This window comes from Cronobacter condimenti 1330, assembly GCF_001277255.1.
Classification (GTDB): domain Bacteria; phylum Pseudomonadota; class Gammaproteobacteria; order Enterobacterales; family Enterobacteriaceae; genus Cronobacter; species Cronobacter condimenti.
Genome location: NZ_CP012264.1, coordinates 1,905,846 through 1,920,263, shown reverse-complemented (window position 1 = coordinate 1,920,263; position 14,418 = coordinate 1,905,846). Strand labels below are relative to the sequence as shown.

Sequence of the window (14,418 nt, the reverse complement as noted above, 5' to 3'; positions counted from 1 at the left end):
GCACCGGTAAACGTCCGTTTACCGGTCTCGCGCATACTGCCTTTTCCGCGGCCTGTCAGGCCGCGTCACCCGCTCCCTGGCTCATCGTTATCGTCTCGCACAACCAACGTTCAAACGCCTCAAGCGCCGGGTCGCTGATGCCGGAGACAACAGGTTTTATCAGGCAGAACATTTTGCTGAGGCTCACCGCTTCAGGCCAGGGTGCTACCAGCGCGCCTCGCGCCAGTTCATTTTCTACGTAAATCTTCGGCACCAGTGCGACCCCCTGCCCTGACAGCGCGGCGGCAATCGCCATCTCGTGCAACTCGTAGCGCGCACCCTGCGCCGGGTTATCGAGCTGCATTCCGCTTTCATTCGCCCATTGCAGCCAGGCGTCCGGGTTCTGCCGTCGGTGCAGGCGCGGCAGCGTGTTCAGCGGGTGAAGCCCATCGCCCCGCGTCAGCAGCGCCGGATGGCAGACCGGGATCAGCCGCTCCTCAAACAGCGGCGTAACGCGCATGCCCGCCCAGGCGGAATGTTCAAAGTGCAGCGCGGCATCAAACCCGCTGCCGTTCAGGATGAACGGATCGGTACGGGCGGCGATATTAAGCGTGATAGCCGGGTGGCGGGCGCGAAACCCACCCAGACGCGGAATGAGCCAACGGCTGGCGAAAGTGGGTAGTGCGGCAAGCTCAAGGCTTTGGCTGCCTTCTGGCATCCCGCTCACAAACTGGGTGTCATGCTCAAGCCGCTCCAGCGTCTCGCGAACACGGGACGCATAACGTGCGCCTACCGGATTAAGCCTCACGCGGCTGCCGGTGCGGTCGAACAGCCTGCAACCGAGCAGCGCCTCCAGCCGCGCAATCTGGCGGCTTATTGCCCCTTCCGTGAGCGCCAACTCCTGCGCGGCGCGAGCGAAATTACCATGCCGGGCGGCAGCCTCGAACGCCTGGAGCGATGCATTACTGGGGATTTTCCTGCGCACAGACGCGCCTCCATGCTGCGGCTTTCGCCATTCAGTGACAAAACATCATTAATACGTGAAATAGTATCGCTTCCGGAGTGGGATAACAGCCTTTAGCATGACGAAATATCACTACAGCGCAACAATTCTGTCAGAGGTTTTCATGCAGCATCTCGCTTTTCCTTCCCGCCAGATCGGCGATTTTGAGGTCACCGCGCTTAGCGACGGCGCCATGGCGGCAAGCCTTGATTTGCTCAGCGGCATCGACGCGCTAAGCGCTGGAGATATCCAGCACGCCGCGGGCATCACGCCGCCCGGCACGATTCACATCAACAGTTATCTGATCCGGGGCCGGGGACGCGTCATACTGGTGGACGCCGGTACTGGCGGGCGTAATAACGCAGGCGGACAACTGATTGGCGCGTTACGCAGACTCGGCATCGCGCCGCAGGCGATAGACACCGTGCTTCTCACCCACGGGCACCCCGATCATCTTGGCGGGCTACTGACCGACCAGGGCGCGGCGGTTTTCCCGCGTGCCACGCTCTGGCTGCATCCGCTGGAGGCCGCCTTCTGGCACGATGAGGCGCGCTTCAGTCGCGCAAACGAGCGGGCCCAGCGCAATATCACGCTCGCCCGACGCACGCTGGAATGCTATGCGCCGCGCCTGCGCTTAACAGACGAAAGCGCGATTTTGCCCGGCATTTACCCGGTCTGGCTGCCAGGGCATACGCCGGGGCACACGGGCTTTCAGATTGAATCGGGCGGGGAACGCCTGCTTATCTGGGGCGACATCGTGCACTACCCGCATATCCAGACCGCCTGCCCGGATGTTTCTATCGCTTTTGACAACGATCCGGCGCAGGCCGAAGCCACCCGCCATGCGCTCCTCGCTAAAGCGGCCAGCGAGCGCCTGCTTATCGCCGGTATGCATCTGGGGTGCGCGGGGTTTGCCTTTCTCCATGCGACAGACACCGGTTATCGGCTGGCGTATGCCGAAGCCGCCGCGTCTGTCTCGTGAATCAGGATTTTGCGGGGATATAGCGTAAGTAGCCTGCGACGCCGCCGCCCCCATCGTTAGGATGGTGGATCCCTTCGGTGACGGTAACTTCAGGAAAATCGAACGGCGATACGCCGTCGAGGCAGGCCACATTTACCCCAAACTGCGTGGGATCGGAGCGTTGGCGATGAAAAGTATAGATACCGCACACCGAGCAGAAATAGTGCGCCGCCTCGCGCGTATTAAAACGGTACTCTGTCAGTTTTTCCTTACCCTCCAGCACGGTAATGCCATTATGCGGCGCAGAAACCGTAATCGCGCCGCGCATCCGGCAATAAGAGCAATTACAACGTCGGGCGGTATTCAGGCCGTCCGATAATTCCACGCTAAATTTCACCGTACCGCAGTGGCACTGACCGTTCATGGTATTCATGTTGCCGTTCTCCTCACAGGTTAATTTGGGCTTTTAAGTTTATGCGTCTCTCGCGCCGCTAAACGGCCGCCTTTAAAATTATGCGAGTGAACCGACTGTTTTACGCAATCACGTCCGCGCAACCGTGTCGGTTATCGTATATATATTATGTACCCCTGTTTTGTTTATAACCGATATGACCTGAACCCCTTCGCTGCGCCCTACGGCGCGGTTGCCGTGCGGCGAGCGATGGCGTACAGGCTTTTACTGGCGCGCTGCGCTTATTTAAGACTACACAACATTGCCCGTGCTTTTCCCGCTGGTATGCTGGGAAAGCAAAGGAGGAAGGCTTATGAATAATATGATTTACAGCATGATTGCTAAAATCTCGAAAATGGATGCGGAAGCAAAAATTCTCACAGCACAGGTGGAAGCACAGGCGTTACTGCTTAGCGCAATGATGCTGACGATTGGTAAAAACGGCGGAATGGAGGAGATGATTGCTGGCGTGAAAAAGGCGATTAACGCCGCGCTGGATGCAGAAGATAATCCATTAAAATCGGATACCGAAATATTACTGAGCCAGTTTAACGAGCTACTGTCTATTGCCTGCGTGCTGGATAATGAGAAGCCGGAACTGGATATTGAAGCTTTGCGTAAACTCTCATCCTCACTCACCAGCGACAAACGTTTCTGACATAAAAATATACCGCTACAGGGGCACTGCCCCCGTAGCGACGCATTAATAAAATTGTCTAATAGCGCTTTCGGTTTCCTGATCGCTCACCAGACCCGAGAATCGGGCTACCAGGTAGGTTTCACCGCCAAGCTTATAACTCTCAATGGGCAATTCTAGCGTTGCGCCCTTCTCACCGCTGATTCGCATTGTTGCTAATTCATCTGCGACAGCAATATGCTCAACCTGTCCGCCCGGTAAAATTGCCACGACGTTCTTTGGCATACATTAGCCCTCTGTTGTGATTAAAAATCGACCTTAACACAGGCCAGACGGGTGCGCCTGATTTTATAACCCGCTCAGAAATGCGGGAATGGCGCGGGTTTTGGCTGCCAGCGCGCGATAGCACTGACAATATCGCGTTTCGCCGGCTCATGATCGGCCGTACCAATCAGATAAGTCTCACCGCTATCGGCAAGCCAGGCGGTGATAAAGAAGGTTACGTCCCCTTCATCAGGGGCGCGGGCGGGCACTGTCAGCGTTCTGACGCCCTCTTTTACCTGGCCGGTTTCGCCCGACCATCCATGACCAAATAACATGACGTCAAACATAAGCCTCCTTAATCATTATTGCGCCGCGCAGAGCGGGCTGTGGGTAGCGGCGTTATTCATCGTCTGATAACCCCGCAATGGGCTTTACGTGGTGACGTAGTGGCGTGCGGTTTTGCTGTGTTGACGCCTCAGAAAAGAAAAGGTCACGTCGGCGCGCGACCCTGGGAGCAGTAGATTCTGCCTGATTCACTGGCCGGTGCTTTGCCCACACAAGCGAAGCACAGTCGGCGAATGGGCTCTGTCGGTGGTGTTTGCAGTTGTGACAGCGCTCATTAACACCCTAACACAATATCGGTATCATCAATAGATGATAAATATTTAATTGATGAAACCAATTAATATAGCGTATTCCCTTTTCCTCTGGCACGAAGTAGTAAAGTCAGTCATCGCACAGCAGAAATGATCATATTACCAGCATTTTATGCTGCAACAGGATGATGAAATACCATGCGGCGCCCGCTTTGCATGATCATCTTTCATTGCTGCTTAACGCAATGTTACTGCGGGACACATACTAACGGCGCGTTAAGCGGCTAAGACTACAGGCAAGCGCCAGCAATGACGCCAGCGCCGCACACCACAGCGCAAGTTGTACGCTATGCGCCCCGGCGAGTGGCGCAGGTTCTGGCGCGCCGAGTGTCAGGATAATGCCTACCCCTGCCGCCCCCAGACACTGTCCGAAGGTGCGCATAATGGCCAGCACGCCCGAGGCGTAACCGCTGTGCTCGCGGGAGGCGCTTGCCAGCATTTCGCGGTTATTGGGACTTTGAAAACAACCAAACCCCGTGCCGCACAGCAACCCGCGCAGGCTGATATCCCACGCGCTGGCGTGGTCAGGCAACATCGCCAGCGCCACCAGCCCCGCAACGAAAATCGCCAGCCCAAGCGTAGCTATCGCAGCAGGTGCATAGCGATCGGCGAGCCGCCCGGCATGCGGCGCCACCAGAATGATCCCGACGGGCCAGGCGGTAAAGAGCAGCGCGGCCTGAAGCGCGTTGTACCCGTAGACACTCTGAAAGAGAAACGGCAGCGCCACAAAGGTCATGCCCTGACTGATAAACGAGGCAAGCGACGTCAGCGCCGCCAGCGTAAACCGGGCGCTGGCAAAGAGCTGCGGCGGCAACAGCGGCTCCGGTGCACGCCTGAGCTGCCAGACCAGCGCCGCGCCCGCTGCCACCGCCAGCACGCTGAAACCGAGCATCACGGGCAGCGCCTGCGCAGCAGACGCCATTACGACAGCGCCCAGCATCAGCGCTGATAGCAGCGCGCCCGGAACATCGAACGGCCCGCGCGCGGGACGACGCTCCTGCGGGATGGTGCGCAGTGCCAGTATCAGCGCCACGGCTCCCGGCACGAGATTAATGGCGAACAGCCAGGGCCAGCCGAGCGCCGAGAGCAGCACCCCGCCAAGCACGGGTGCTACAGCGGTACTCGTCGCGATAAGCAACGCGTTCATGCCAAGGATCCGCCCGAGCAGGCGAGTGGGGAAAACGGTACGCAGGATAGCGGGCGCGATGCTGAGCGTTGCCGCTCCCCCTACCCCCTGCAGAAAGCGCATTGCGACTAACATCGTGAGTGAATCCGCCAGCGCGCAGCCGAGCGAGGCGAGCGTAAAGAGCGCCACACCTGCGGCAAACAACCTGCGAAAACCGACGCGCCCGGCAAGCGCCGCGAAAATTGCAAGCGTCATCGCAGCGGAGAGTAAATATCCGTTTGCGACCCATACGGCGTCGGCCGCCGATACCTGCAACGCGCGCGCGAGATCCGGCAGCGCAATATTCACCATCGCGCCGTCAAATACCGCCATCGTAGTGCTGGTCATTACCGCCAGCATCGCCATGGCACGCTCGCGCCCTGGCAGCCCTTCATCGCCGGGCTGGTTTGAAAAAAGTGTCATTGTCACTCCCGTAAATTACGTCTGTGCCCTCACTCTACTGTTGCGCGATACATGGCGGAAGGCGCAACGATTGCATTAATATGTTGCATGAAACGCTTTCTCTGACGCGGCACACGGAGCCAGACCATGAACGATCCGGATTTAAATTTGCTGTTCGCGCTCGATGTGTTGCTCACCGAGCAAAGTGTGGCCGCGGCTGCACGGCGGCTGGGGTTAAGCGCCTCCGCGATGAGCCGCACGCTGAGCCGTCTGCGCGACGCCACCGGCGATCCGCTGCTGGTGCGAGCGGGCCGTCAGATGGTGCTGACGCCTTACGCCGACGCTATCCGTGAACGCACCCGACAGGCCGTTTTCGCCGCGCGCGCTGTGCTGCGCCCTGCGGCACAGGCCTTTGATATCGCCCTCCACCAGCAGACGTTTACGCTGCGCGCCAATGACGGATTCGTTGAGGCGTTCGGCCCGCATCTGATAGCCCGTCTTTCGCATCTGGCCCCTGACGTGCGCCTGCGTTTTGCGCCAAAGCCATCAAAAACCGACCGTCCTCTGCGTGAAGGCGATGCCGATCTGGAAATCGGCGTGCCCGGCGACATGGGGCCGGAGATCAAGCAACAGCGCCTTTTCCAGGACCGGTTTGTGGGCGTGGTAAGACGTGGGCATCCGCTCGCAGGCGCATCAGACGTGACGGCAGCGCAGTTCGTCGCCTGGGCGCACGTGGTGGCATCGCGCCGCGGTGTACTGACGGGACCGGTAGATGAAGGGCTGGCGGCCCGCGGGCTGAAACGGCATATTGCCGCCGTCGTGCCCGGGTTTCCCGCCGCGCTCGCGGTGGCGCGCGGGACGGAGTTCATTGCTCTTGTGCCCGCGTCGTTTCTGATAAACCTGCCGCCCGAGCCAGGCATCGTGTGGTTTGAACTACCGGTGCCGACGCGTCCTATTGCCGTGTCGCAGATGTGGCACCCGCGCCTGGACGCGGACCCGGCGCACCGCTGGCTACGCCAGTTTATGCTCGCAGAATGCCGCACGCTGATGCCGAAGGGTTGAGCGGCAGGCAAAAAAAATCCCCCTGACGGGGGATTTATTACTCCTACCTTCACTGTCTCTTTACCCCAGCGCGGACTCCCGTAGCCGGGTTTTCAGCGCGTTATACTCATCAATCACATACTGCTCGGCGGCACGCTGATCGCGAATCGGCTCGACACGTACGGCGCAGTATTTATACTCCGGCGTTTTCGTGATCGGGCTTAAGTTCTCCGCCACCAGTTCGTTACAGGCGCCAATCCACCATTGATAGGTCATGTAGACGGCCCCCTGGTTCGGGCGATCGCTCACCTGCGCGCGGGTGATGACTTTACCTTTGCGCGACACGACCCACACCAGCGCCTCGTCCGCTATGCCCAGTCGCGCTGCATCAGCGCTATGAATTTGCGCGTAGCCCGGCTCATCGGCCAGCGCCGCCAGCGCGGCGCAGTTCCCGGTCATCGAACGGCATGAGTAATGCCCTACTTCGCGTACGGTAGAGAGCACAAGGGGGTATTCCTCATTGACCCTGTCAAGCGGCGGCGCCCAGTCGCAGGTGAAGAACTGCCCCAGACCGTTCGGCGTGGAGAACGCTTTCTCGAAGAGATAATCGGTGCCCTGATCGGCCTCAGACTCGTCACGACACGGCCACTGGATATAGCCAAGCTCACCCATTTTTTCATAGGTGGCCCCATAGAAATCAGGGCAGAGCGCGCGCAGCTCATCCCAGATCTGTTTGGTATTGTCGTAATGCATCGGGTAGCCCATGCGGGTGGCAATTTCGCTGATGATCTGCCAGTCGGTTTTGAGATCCCACTGCGGCTCTACGGCTTTAAAGAAACGCTGGAAGCCGCGATCCGCCGCCGTATAAACCCCCTCATGTTCGCCCCAGGACGTGGACGGCAAAATGACATCTGCCGCCGACGCGGTTTTCGTCATGAAGATGTCCTGAACGATAACCAGCTCCAGATCCGCAAACGCCTGGCGCACCGCGGACAGTTCGGCATCGGTTTGCAGCGGGTCTTCACCCATAATGTAGGCGGCGCGCACCTCGCCATGCGCCACGCGATGCGGTAATTCGCTGATGCGATAACCGGTGTGTGCGGGCAGCGACGCTACTCCCCAGGCTTTGGCGAACTTCTCGCGATGTTCCGGGAATTTGACGTACTGGTACCCTGGGTACGTATCCGGCAATGCGCCCATATCGCACGCGCCCTGTACGTTATTTTGCCCACGCACCGGGTTGACGCCCGCACTCGGTTTGCCAAGGTTGCCGGTCAGCAACGCGAGGCTTGTGAGCGAACGCACCGTCTCAACGCCCTGGTAGAACTGCGTGACGCCCATGCCCCAGAGAATGGCCGCCTTATCCGCCTTCGCATACAGCCGCGCCGCCTGGCGAATATCATCGGCGCTAACGCCGGTTATCGTTTCCACCGACTCCGGCGTATAGCCTTCGACGATTTTGCAATACTCCTCAAAACCTTCGGTACGCGCGGATACGAAAGCGTGGTCCCAGAGATCTTCTTTAATGATGACGTGCCCCATCGCGTTCAGCAGCGCGATGTTTGAGCCGTTTTTCAGTGCCAGATGCATATCGGCAATGCGCGCCGTTTCGATTTTACGCGGATCGCAGACAATAATTTTTGCGCCGTTTTTCTTCGCTTTAATGACGCGATTGGCGACGATAGGATGTGAATCCGCCGGGTTATACCCGAACACAAAGACTAAATCGGTATTTTCAATGCCCGTGATGGAATTGCTCATGGCGCCGTTACCGACCGACTGGTGCAGACCTGCAACCGAAGGGCCGTGTCAGACGCGCGCGCAGCAATCGACGTTATTGGTGCCGATAGCCGCGCGGGCAAATTTTTGCATCACATAGTTTGTTTCGTTGCCAGTACCGCGTGAGGAGCCGGTCGTCATGATAGCGTCCGGGCCATACTTGGCTTTAATGGCGCTAAGACGCGCGGCGACATAATCCAGCGCCTCGCTCCAGGAGACAGCTTCCAGCTTGCTGCCGCGCTCGCGGCGGATCATTGGCGATTTGAGGCGCGGGGTCAGGATCTGGGTATCATTAATAAAATCCCAGCCATAATAGCCCTTCAGGCATAAGTCCCCCTGATTGGTTTTCCCCATTGCCGCTTCCGCCTTAACGACCTTGCCGTTATCGACGACCAGGTTGATTTTGCAACCCGACGCGCAATAGGGACACACCGTGACGACTTTCTTCATCGGTCTTGCTCCAGAGTTAACTACATAGATAGTGGAGCGATAATGCAGAAACCGTGCCACCTGAGCGAAGGCGGTCACAGCGCGGGATGATGGAGGTAGAGACAGATAAAGCGTGTCGAGGGAAGCGCCTTTCGTCAAAACTGACGTGACGAAAGGCGCGGCAAGACTAGCGCGCAGGCAGCGCGTCGTAGCCTTTAATACGGTAGTTCAAAAGCGACAGCGCCCAACAGAGGATAAACAGGCCGACCACGATAAACCCGGCGTCGCCCAGATTGTCGTTGACGCCTGCAACCCAATCCCAGATGCCCCCGGTCAGACCACATTTATCCATCAGCAGCCCCAGCGCCTCCAGCCCGCCAATAAACAGCGCGACCACAACCGACGTGCCAGTGATGGTCATGTTGTAGTAAAGCTTGCGCTGCGGTTTGCTAAACGCCCAGCCGTACGCGCCTACCATCACTATGTTGTCGAAAGTATCAACGAGCGCCATGCCGCTGGTAAAGAGCGCCGGGAAGACCAGAATCGACCAGACGGACATCCCGTTTGTCGCCCCGGCAGCCGACATCCCCAGCACGCCTATCTCGGTTGCGGTATCAAACCCCAGTCCAAAGAGAAAACCGACCAGATACATATGCCAGCTTTTATTCACCAGGCGAAACGTGGCGCGAAAGAGCCAGCTCATCGGGCCGCCTGCAGTGAGCGTCTCGGCGTCAGGAGCAATCGGCTCGCCGCGTTTGAGCCTGCGGAAACTGCGCCAGACGCCGCGCAGGATAAGCAAATTGACCAGCGCCATCGCCAGCAAAAAGACCGCTGAAACCGTGGTGCCGATGACACCGCCGACATCATGAAACCAGGCCATATCCTCTTTGATAGCCGCCGCCGTCGCCGCAATCGCGATGGACGCCAGTACGACAATCGTCGAGTGGCCAAGCGAAAACCACGCGCCGACGCCAAACGGGCGTTTGCCCTGCTGCATCATTTTGCGCGTCACGTTATCGATAGCGGCGATATGGTCGGCATCTACCGCGTGGCGCAGCCCATAGCCCCAGGCGAGCAGGCTTGCGGCCATCAGCGCGGGGCTGTGATGAAAGGCGTAAAACGCCCACACCCAGGCGGCCAGGTTGGCGATGCCCAGCGCGGCCAGCAGGGCCAGCGCGCGGGGATGATTACGTAGCAGTGGAGTCAGCATGACAACATTCCTGTGAGTTAAGAATAAATAGCAGCGGCAATCGCCGCCTGGCCGAACGCTATCGCACCGTCGCCCGCAGGCAACGACTGCGGCAGCAACAGCCGGAAATCGTGGAGATAAAAGGCAAGCCGTTCACGCAGTAGCGCGTTGTGTAACACGCCGCCGCCGCAGGCGATGGTCGTGATGCCGCGGGCACGGGCATGCCGTCGCGCAAGCGCTGCCAGGCCACACGCAAGCGCGTCGTGAAAGGCCCAGGCGCGGGCGGCGACAGAGGCATCGAAGGCAAGCAGGCTTTGCCAGAACAGCGGCATGTCAAAAGCATTTCCCTTAAGTGACAACGTCACATCGTGATGGACCGGACCGTGGCGGCGCGCCAGTGCTTCCAGGCGGCAGGCCGCCTCGCCTTCGTAGCTTTGGGCCGCGGGCGCGACGCCAAGCATGGCCGCTACCGCGTCAAACAAGCGCCCGGTGGAAGACGCGCGCGGCGCATTAATGCCCCGCTCAATGGCGCGTGCCAGCGGCTGCCAGGGGATATCCAGCAACCCTGCGGCCTGCGGCAGCGTTTGCCAGTCGGGGACAAACGCGAGCCACTGCGCCAGCCAGTTACGCCAGGGCTGGCGCGCGGCCAGATCACCGCCCGGCAACGCCACCGCAGGCAGGCCGCCAAGCCGTTCGCAACGCACGTAATCCGCGAGCAGGCATTCACCGCCCCAGAGCTGCCCTGCTTCGCCCATCCCGATACCGTCGAGCGCGAGCGCAATCACGGGGCCCGCATCCCGCGCCCAGCGATGTTCTGCAAGACACGCGGCGATATGGGCGTGGTGATGGCGTACACGCAGCACCGGCAAGCCCATTGCTTCGCCAAGCGCTGTACTGCGATAGCCGGGATGCGCATCAACGACAATATGCTCTGGGTGAAAATCATATATCTCGCGAAACAGCGCCAGCGCCTGGCGCCACTGCGCCTGCGTTTGCGTGTCGCTAAGATCGCCCAGATGCTGGCTCAGCACCGCTTCGTCGCCGCGCGCAAGACAAAAGGTGTTTTTCAGGTCAGCGCCCAGGCAGAGCGTGGCGGGAACAGCGGAAAACCCTGGCGGCAGCGGCAACGCGTCCGGCACAAAACCCCGCGCCCGGCGCAGCATCTCGCCGTTCGGGCGCATCACCGAATCGTCCATCCGTTGCAGGATGTCGCGGTTGTGCAGCAAGAAACCATCAGCAATCTCACTGAGCTGCGTAAGCGCCTGCGCGTTAGTGAGCGCGGGCGGCTCACCGCTACGGTTGCCGGAGGTCATTACCAGCGGACGCCCGACGCCCTGCATCAGCAGGTGTTGCAGCGGGTTGGCAGGCAGCATCACACCGGTTTCGGTAAGCCCCGGCGCAATGGCGTCGCACAGGGGCGGCAGGGTTGCGTTATCCACCAGCACGATGGGTGCGGCAGGCGTGTTGAGGCGCGCGCGTGCGTCATCCGCAAGTCCGGCGTCGCTTTCGAGCATCACCGCAAGCGGTTTGGCCGGGCGGCGCTTGCGCGCCCGAAGCCTCGCGACGGCGTGCGCATTTTGCGCGTCACAGGCGAGATGAAACCCGCCGAGGCCTTTTATTGCGACGATCTGCCCGTTCTTCAGCGCCGTAATTGCTCCCTGTAGCGCCGCTTCTTTTCCGGCAGTCTTTTCGCCCTCCAGCCAGGAAAGCTGCGGGCCGCATGTCGGGCACGCCACAGGTTGAGCGTGAAAACGCCGATCGGCCGGGTCGCGGTATTGCGTGGCGCACCCGGAACACAGCGTAAACGCCGCCATCGCAGTATTGGGCCGGTCGTAGGGCATCGCCTGGATAATGGTGAAACGCGGGCCGCAGTGGGTGCAGTTGATAAACGGGTAGCGCCAGCGGCTGTCGGTCGGATCGTTAAGTTCGCGCAGGCACTGCGGGCAGGTTGCGGCATCCGGCGTGATTTGCGTACGCATCGCTCCGCCGCCGCTTTCCCGAATGGAAAACGCCTGCGGCACCGCCTCCCAGCGAAACGGCGCAGCGAGAACGCTGTCGATACGCGCAAGCGGCGGACAGTGCTGGAAAAGTGCGGCGATAAACGCACCCTCGCCGCGCGTCAGGCGCACTTCCACGCCCGCTCCGTCGTTACAGACGTCGCCGGTGAGCGTTAACTGCTGCGCCAGTTGCCAGACATAGGGGCGAAAACCCACCCCCTGTACCCGGCCCTGGATACGTAAAATCGTGCCGTTATGGTTCATGGTCTTATCAAAAAAAGCGCGGGCGCGAGGCCCGCACCGGGTTAGCTATACCGCCGCGGCGTCGCGCAGGCGTGCCTTCATGCTGGTATAGGTTGTCTGAACATAAGCCTCGGCATTGCGCTGATCGGCAATCGCCTCAACATTCACTGCGCAATACTTGGTTTCCGGCGTTTTGGAAACCGGGTCAAGGTTGTCCTGCGTGAGTTCATTACAGGCACCGATCCACCACTGGTAAGTCATATATACCGCGCCGGGGTTGATGCGTTCGTTGACGTCCGCACGGCTGATGACACGCCCGCGACGCGAGCTAACCCACACCAGTTGCCCGTCACGCACACCGAGACGCGCCGCATCCTGCGGATGCATCTGCACGCGGCCCGGTTCGTCGGCGAGCGTTTGCAGCGCGGCGCAGTTGCCCGTCATGGAGCGACAAGAGTAGTGTCCGACTTCACGGACCGTGCAAAGCACCAGCGGATAGTCGGCATCAGGCTGTTCTGCAGGCGCACGCCATGCGGCGGCAAAAAGCTGGCCTTTGCCGCTCGGCGTATCGAAGCGGTTGCCTGTGTAGAGGTACGGCGTGCCGGGATGATCAAGCGTCGGGCACGGCCACTGAACATGACCCATGTCGCCCATTTTCTGATAGGTAACGCCGTAGAACAGCGGGCAGAGCTCGCGCATTTCGTCCCAGATCTGCTGGTTATTCTCGTAATGCATCGGGTAGCCCATGGCGGTTGCGATAAGGCTGATGATTTCCCAGTCGCGTTTGACGTCGTATTTCGGCTCAATGGCTTTCTCAAAGCGCTGGAAACCGCGGTCGGCGCAGGTGAAAACACCGCCGTGTTCGCCCCAGGAGGTCGCAGGCAGCAGCACATCCGCAACTTCGGCGGTTTTGGTCATAAAGATGTCCTGCACCACCACGAAATCGAGCGCGTCAAAGCCCTGGCGCACGAGGCCGAGATCGGCTTCGGTCTGCAGCGGATCTTCGCCCATGATGTAATAGGCTTTGATTTTGCCTTCAAGCGCCAGGTGCGGCACTTCGGTGATGCGCACGCCGATTTTATCGTCCATCGTTGCCGGGTCGATTCCCCAGGCATGCGCGAATTTTTCACGCACCGCCGCGTCTTCAACATCCTGGTAGCCCGGGAACTGATTCGGCAGCACACCCATATCACACGCGCCCTGCACGTTGTTCTGTCCACGAACCGGACCAACGCCGACATGCTCACGGCCAAGGTTACCCGTCAGCAGCGCGAGGCTCGAAAGCCCTTTCACCACATCCACCGCCTGACCAAACTGCGTTACGCCCATCCCCCACATGATGGTGGCAGACGGCGCGGCGGCGAAAGTACGCATCGCCTGGCGGATCTGCTGGGCGCTCAGGCCGGTGAGCTGTTCTACCGCCTCCGGCGCATAGTCTTTCACCGTTTCGCGGTAGGCTTCCAGCCCTTCGGTGTACCGTGCCACGTACTCTTTGTCGTAAAGCTCTTCTTCAAGCAGCACATAGCCAAAGGCATTGACCAGCGCCATGTTACAGCCGTTATTAAGCTGCAAATGCTGATCGGCGATGCGCGCCGTTTCAATTTTACGCGGGTCGCAAACGATAATTTTTGCGCCGTTTTCTTTGGCTTTCAGCACGCGACGCGCCACGATCGGGTGGGAATCCGCGCAGTTGTAGCCAAACACCAGCAAACATTTGGAGTGTTCGATATCGCCGATGGAGTTGCTCATCGCGCCGTTACCCAGTGTCTGCTGGAGGCCGGCCACTGACGGGCCGTGGCAGACGCGGGCGCAGCAATCGACGTTATTGGTCTTCAGCACCGCACGGGCAAATTTTTGCATCACAAAGTTGGTTTCGTTGCCAGTACCGCGCGAGGAGCCGGTGGTCATAATGGCCCGCGGACCATATTGCTCTTTGATAGCCAGGAGCCGTTCAGCCGTATAGCGAATCGCTTCATCCCAGGAGACCGGCGTCAGCGCGCCGCCCTTCTCATAGCGGATCATGGGTTGGGTCAGGCGCGGGGTCAGCAGCTGGGTATCGTTAAGAAAATCCCAGCCGTAGTAGCCTTTCAGGCAGAGCTGGTTCTGGTTGGTGACGCCTTCGGCCGCCTCGGCGCGAATGATTTTGTTGTTATCCACGACGAGCTTGAGTTTGCAGCCCGCACCACAGTACGGACAGACGCTGGTGATTTTTTTCATCAGTA

General features: G+C 59.7%; 12 protein-coding genes. 3 read left to right on the top strand and 9 right to left on the bottom strand.

The genetic code is table 11. The annotated features are described in order from the left end of the window. Positions 1-55 precede the first annotated feature (55 nt). Positions 56-964, bottom strand: coding sequence for a LysR substrate-binding domain-containing protein (locus AFK62_RS08795; RefSeq protein ID WP_007676520.1), 909 nt, complete (start codon positions 962-964; stop codon positions 56-58). Positions 965-1,106: 142 nt separating this feature from the next. Here AFK62_RS08795 and AFK62_RS08790 point away from each other — a divergent pair, with 142 nt between their 5' ends. Continuing rightward, on the top strand, positions 1,107-1,964 hold the full coding sequence (locus AFK62_RS08790; RefSeq protein ID WP_007676519.1) for an MBL fold metallo-hydrolase: 858 nt from the start codon (positions 1,107-1,109) through the stop codon (positions 1,962-1,964). 1 nt (position 1,965) lies between these two features. Here AFK62_RS08790 and AFK62_RS08785 read toward each other — a convergent pair whose 3' ends face one another. Further along, entirely contained in the window at positions 1,966-2,376 is a 411-nt protein-coding gene (locus tag AFK62_RS08785) for a GFA family protein (RefSeq protein ID WP_007676517.1), read from the bottom strand. Positions 2,377-2,707: 331 nt separating this feature from the next. Between AFK62_RS08785 and iraP the strand changes: the two genes are divergently transcribed. Further along, entirely contained in the window at positions 2,708-3,052 is a 345-nt protein-coding gene (gene iraP / locus AFK62_RS08780) for an anti-adapter protein IraP (protein ID WP_007676516.1), read from the top strand. A 45-nt stretch (positions 3,053-3,097) separates the two neighbouring features. Here iraP and AFK62_RS08775 read toward each other — a convergent pair whose 3' ends face one another. From AFK62_RS08775 to AFK62_RS08765, 3 genes are all read right to left on the bottom strand, one after another. Next, a complete protein-coding gene (locus AFK62_RS08775; RefSeq protein WP_007676515.1) occupies positions 3,098-3,316 on the bottom strand; it encodes a hypothetical protein in 219 nt (72 codons plus the stop codon). Between the two features lie 74 nt (positions 3,317-3,390). Further along, complete coding sequence (locus AFK62_RS08770; protein ID WP_007676514.1) at positions 3,391-3,642, bottom strand: hypothetical protein; 252 nt, start codon at positions 3,640-3,642, stop codon at positions 3,391-3,393. A 514-nt stretch (positions 3,643-4,156) separates the two neighbouring features. Then, positions 4,157-5,539, bottom strand: a complete 1,383-nt coding sequence (locus tag AFK62_RS08765; RefSeq protein ID WP_053531849.1) for an MFS transporter — start codon at positions 5,537-5,539, stop codon at positions 4,157-4,159. Positions 5,540-5,665: 126 nt separating this feature from the next. Between AFK62_RS08765 and AFK62_RS08760 the strand changes: the two genes are divergently transcribed. Next, a complete protein-coding gene (locus AFK62_RS08760) occupies positions 5,666-6,580 on the top strand; it encodes a LysR family transcriptional regulator (RefSeq protein WP_053531848.1) in 915 nt (304 codons plus the stop codon). A 60-nt stretch (positions 6,581-6,640) separates the two neighbouring features. Here AFK62_RS08760 and fdhF (AFK62_RS08755) read toward each other — a convergent pair whose 3' ends face one another. From fdhF (AFK62_RS08755) to fdhF (AFK62_RS08735), 4 genes are all read right to left on the bottom strand, one after another. Continuing rightward, a complete protein-coding gene (gene fdhF, locus AFK62_RS08755) occupies positions 6,641-8,788 on the bottom strand; it encodes a formate dehydrogenase subunit alpha (protein ID WP_082363063.1) in 2,148 nt (715 codons plus the stop codon). A 166-nt stretch (positions 8,789-8,954) separates the two neighbouring features. Further along, the gene (locus AFK62_RS08745) at positions 8,955-9,977 is read right to left on the bottom strand and encodes a HoxN/HupN/NixA family nickel/cobalt transporter (RefSeq protein ID WP_007676508.1); all 1,023 of its coding nucleotides are present in this window, start codon (positions 9,975-9,977) and stop codon (positions 8,955-8,957) included. A 17-nt stretch (positions 9,978-9,994) separates the two neighbouring features. Then, positions 9,995-12,217: a carbamoyltransferase HypF gene (hypF, locus tag AFK62_RS08740; protein WP_053531846.1), complete on the bottom strand. Its 2,223-nt coding sequence runs from the start codon at positions 12,215-12,217 to the stop codon at positions 9,995-9,997. A 45-nt stretch (positions 12,218-12,262) separates the two neighbouring features. After that, the gene (gene fdhF, locus AFK62_RS08735; protein WP_053531845.1) at positions 12,263-14,413 is read right to left on the bottom strand and encodes a formate dehydrogenase subunit alpha; all 2,151 of its coding nucleotides are present in this window, start codon (positions 14,411-14,413) and stop codon (positions 12,263-12,265) included. Positions 14,414-14,418: the final 5 nt, after the last annotated feature.

Coding starts and splice junctions, on each gene's coding strand:
- hypF (WP_053531846.1), bottom strand. CDS start 12,217: ATGAACCATAACGGCACGATTTTACGTATCCAGGGCCGGGTACAGGGG.
- AFK62_RS08765 (WP_053531849.1), bottom strand. CDS start 5,539: ATGACACTTTTTTCAAACCAGCCCGGCGATGAAGGGCTGCCAGGGCGC.
- iraP (WP_007676516.1), top strand. CDS start 2,708: ATGAATAATATGATTTACAGCATGATTGCTAAAATCTCGAAAATGGAT.
- AFK62_RS08770 (WP_007676514.1), bottom strand. CDS start 3,642: ATGTTTGACGTCATGTTATTTGGTCATGGATGGTCGGGCGAAACCGGC.
- fdhF (WP_053531845.1), bottom strand. CDS start 14,413: ATGAAAAAAATCACCAGCGTCTGTCCGTACTGTGGTGCGGGCTGCAAA.
- AFK62_RS08745 (WP_007676508.1), bottom strand. CDS start 9,977: ATGCTGACTCCACTGCTACGTAATCATCCCCGCGCGCTGGCCCTGCTG.
- AFK62_RS08785 (WP_007676517.1), bottom strand. CDS start 2,376: ATGAATACCATGAACGGTCAGTGCCACTGCGGTACGGTGAAATTTAGC.
- AFK62_RS08760 (WP_053531848.1), top strand. CDS start 5,666: ATGAACGATCCGGATTTAAATTTGCTGTTCGCGCTCGATGTGTTGCTC.
- AFK62_RS08775 (WP_007676515.1), bottom strand. CDS start 3,316: ATGCCAAAGAACGTCGTGGCAATTTTACCGGGCGGACAGGTTGAGCAT.
- AFK62_RS08790 (WP_007676519.1), top strand. CDS start 1,107: ATGCAGCATCTCGCTTTTCCTTCCCGCCAGATCGGCGATTTTGAGGTC.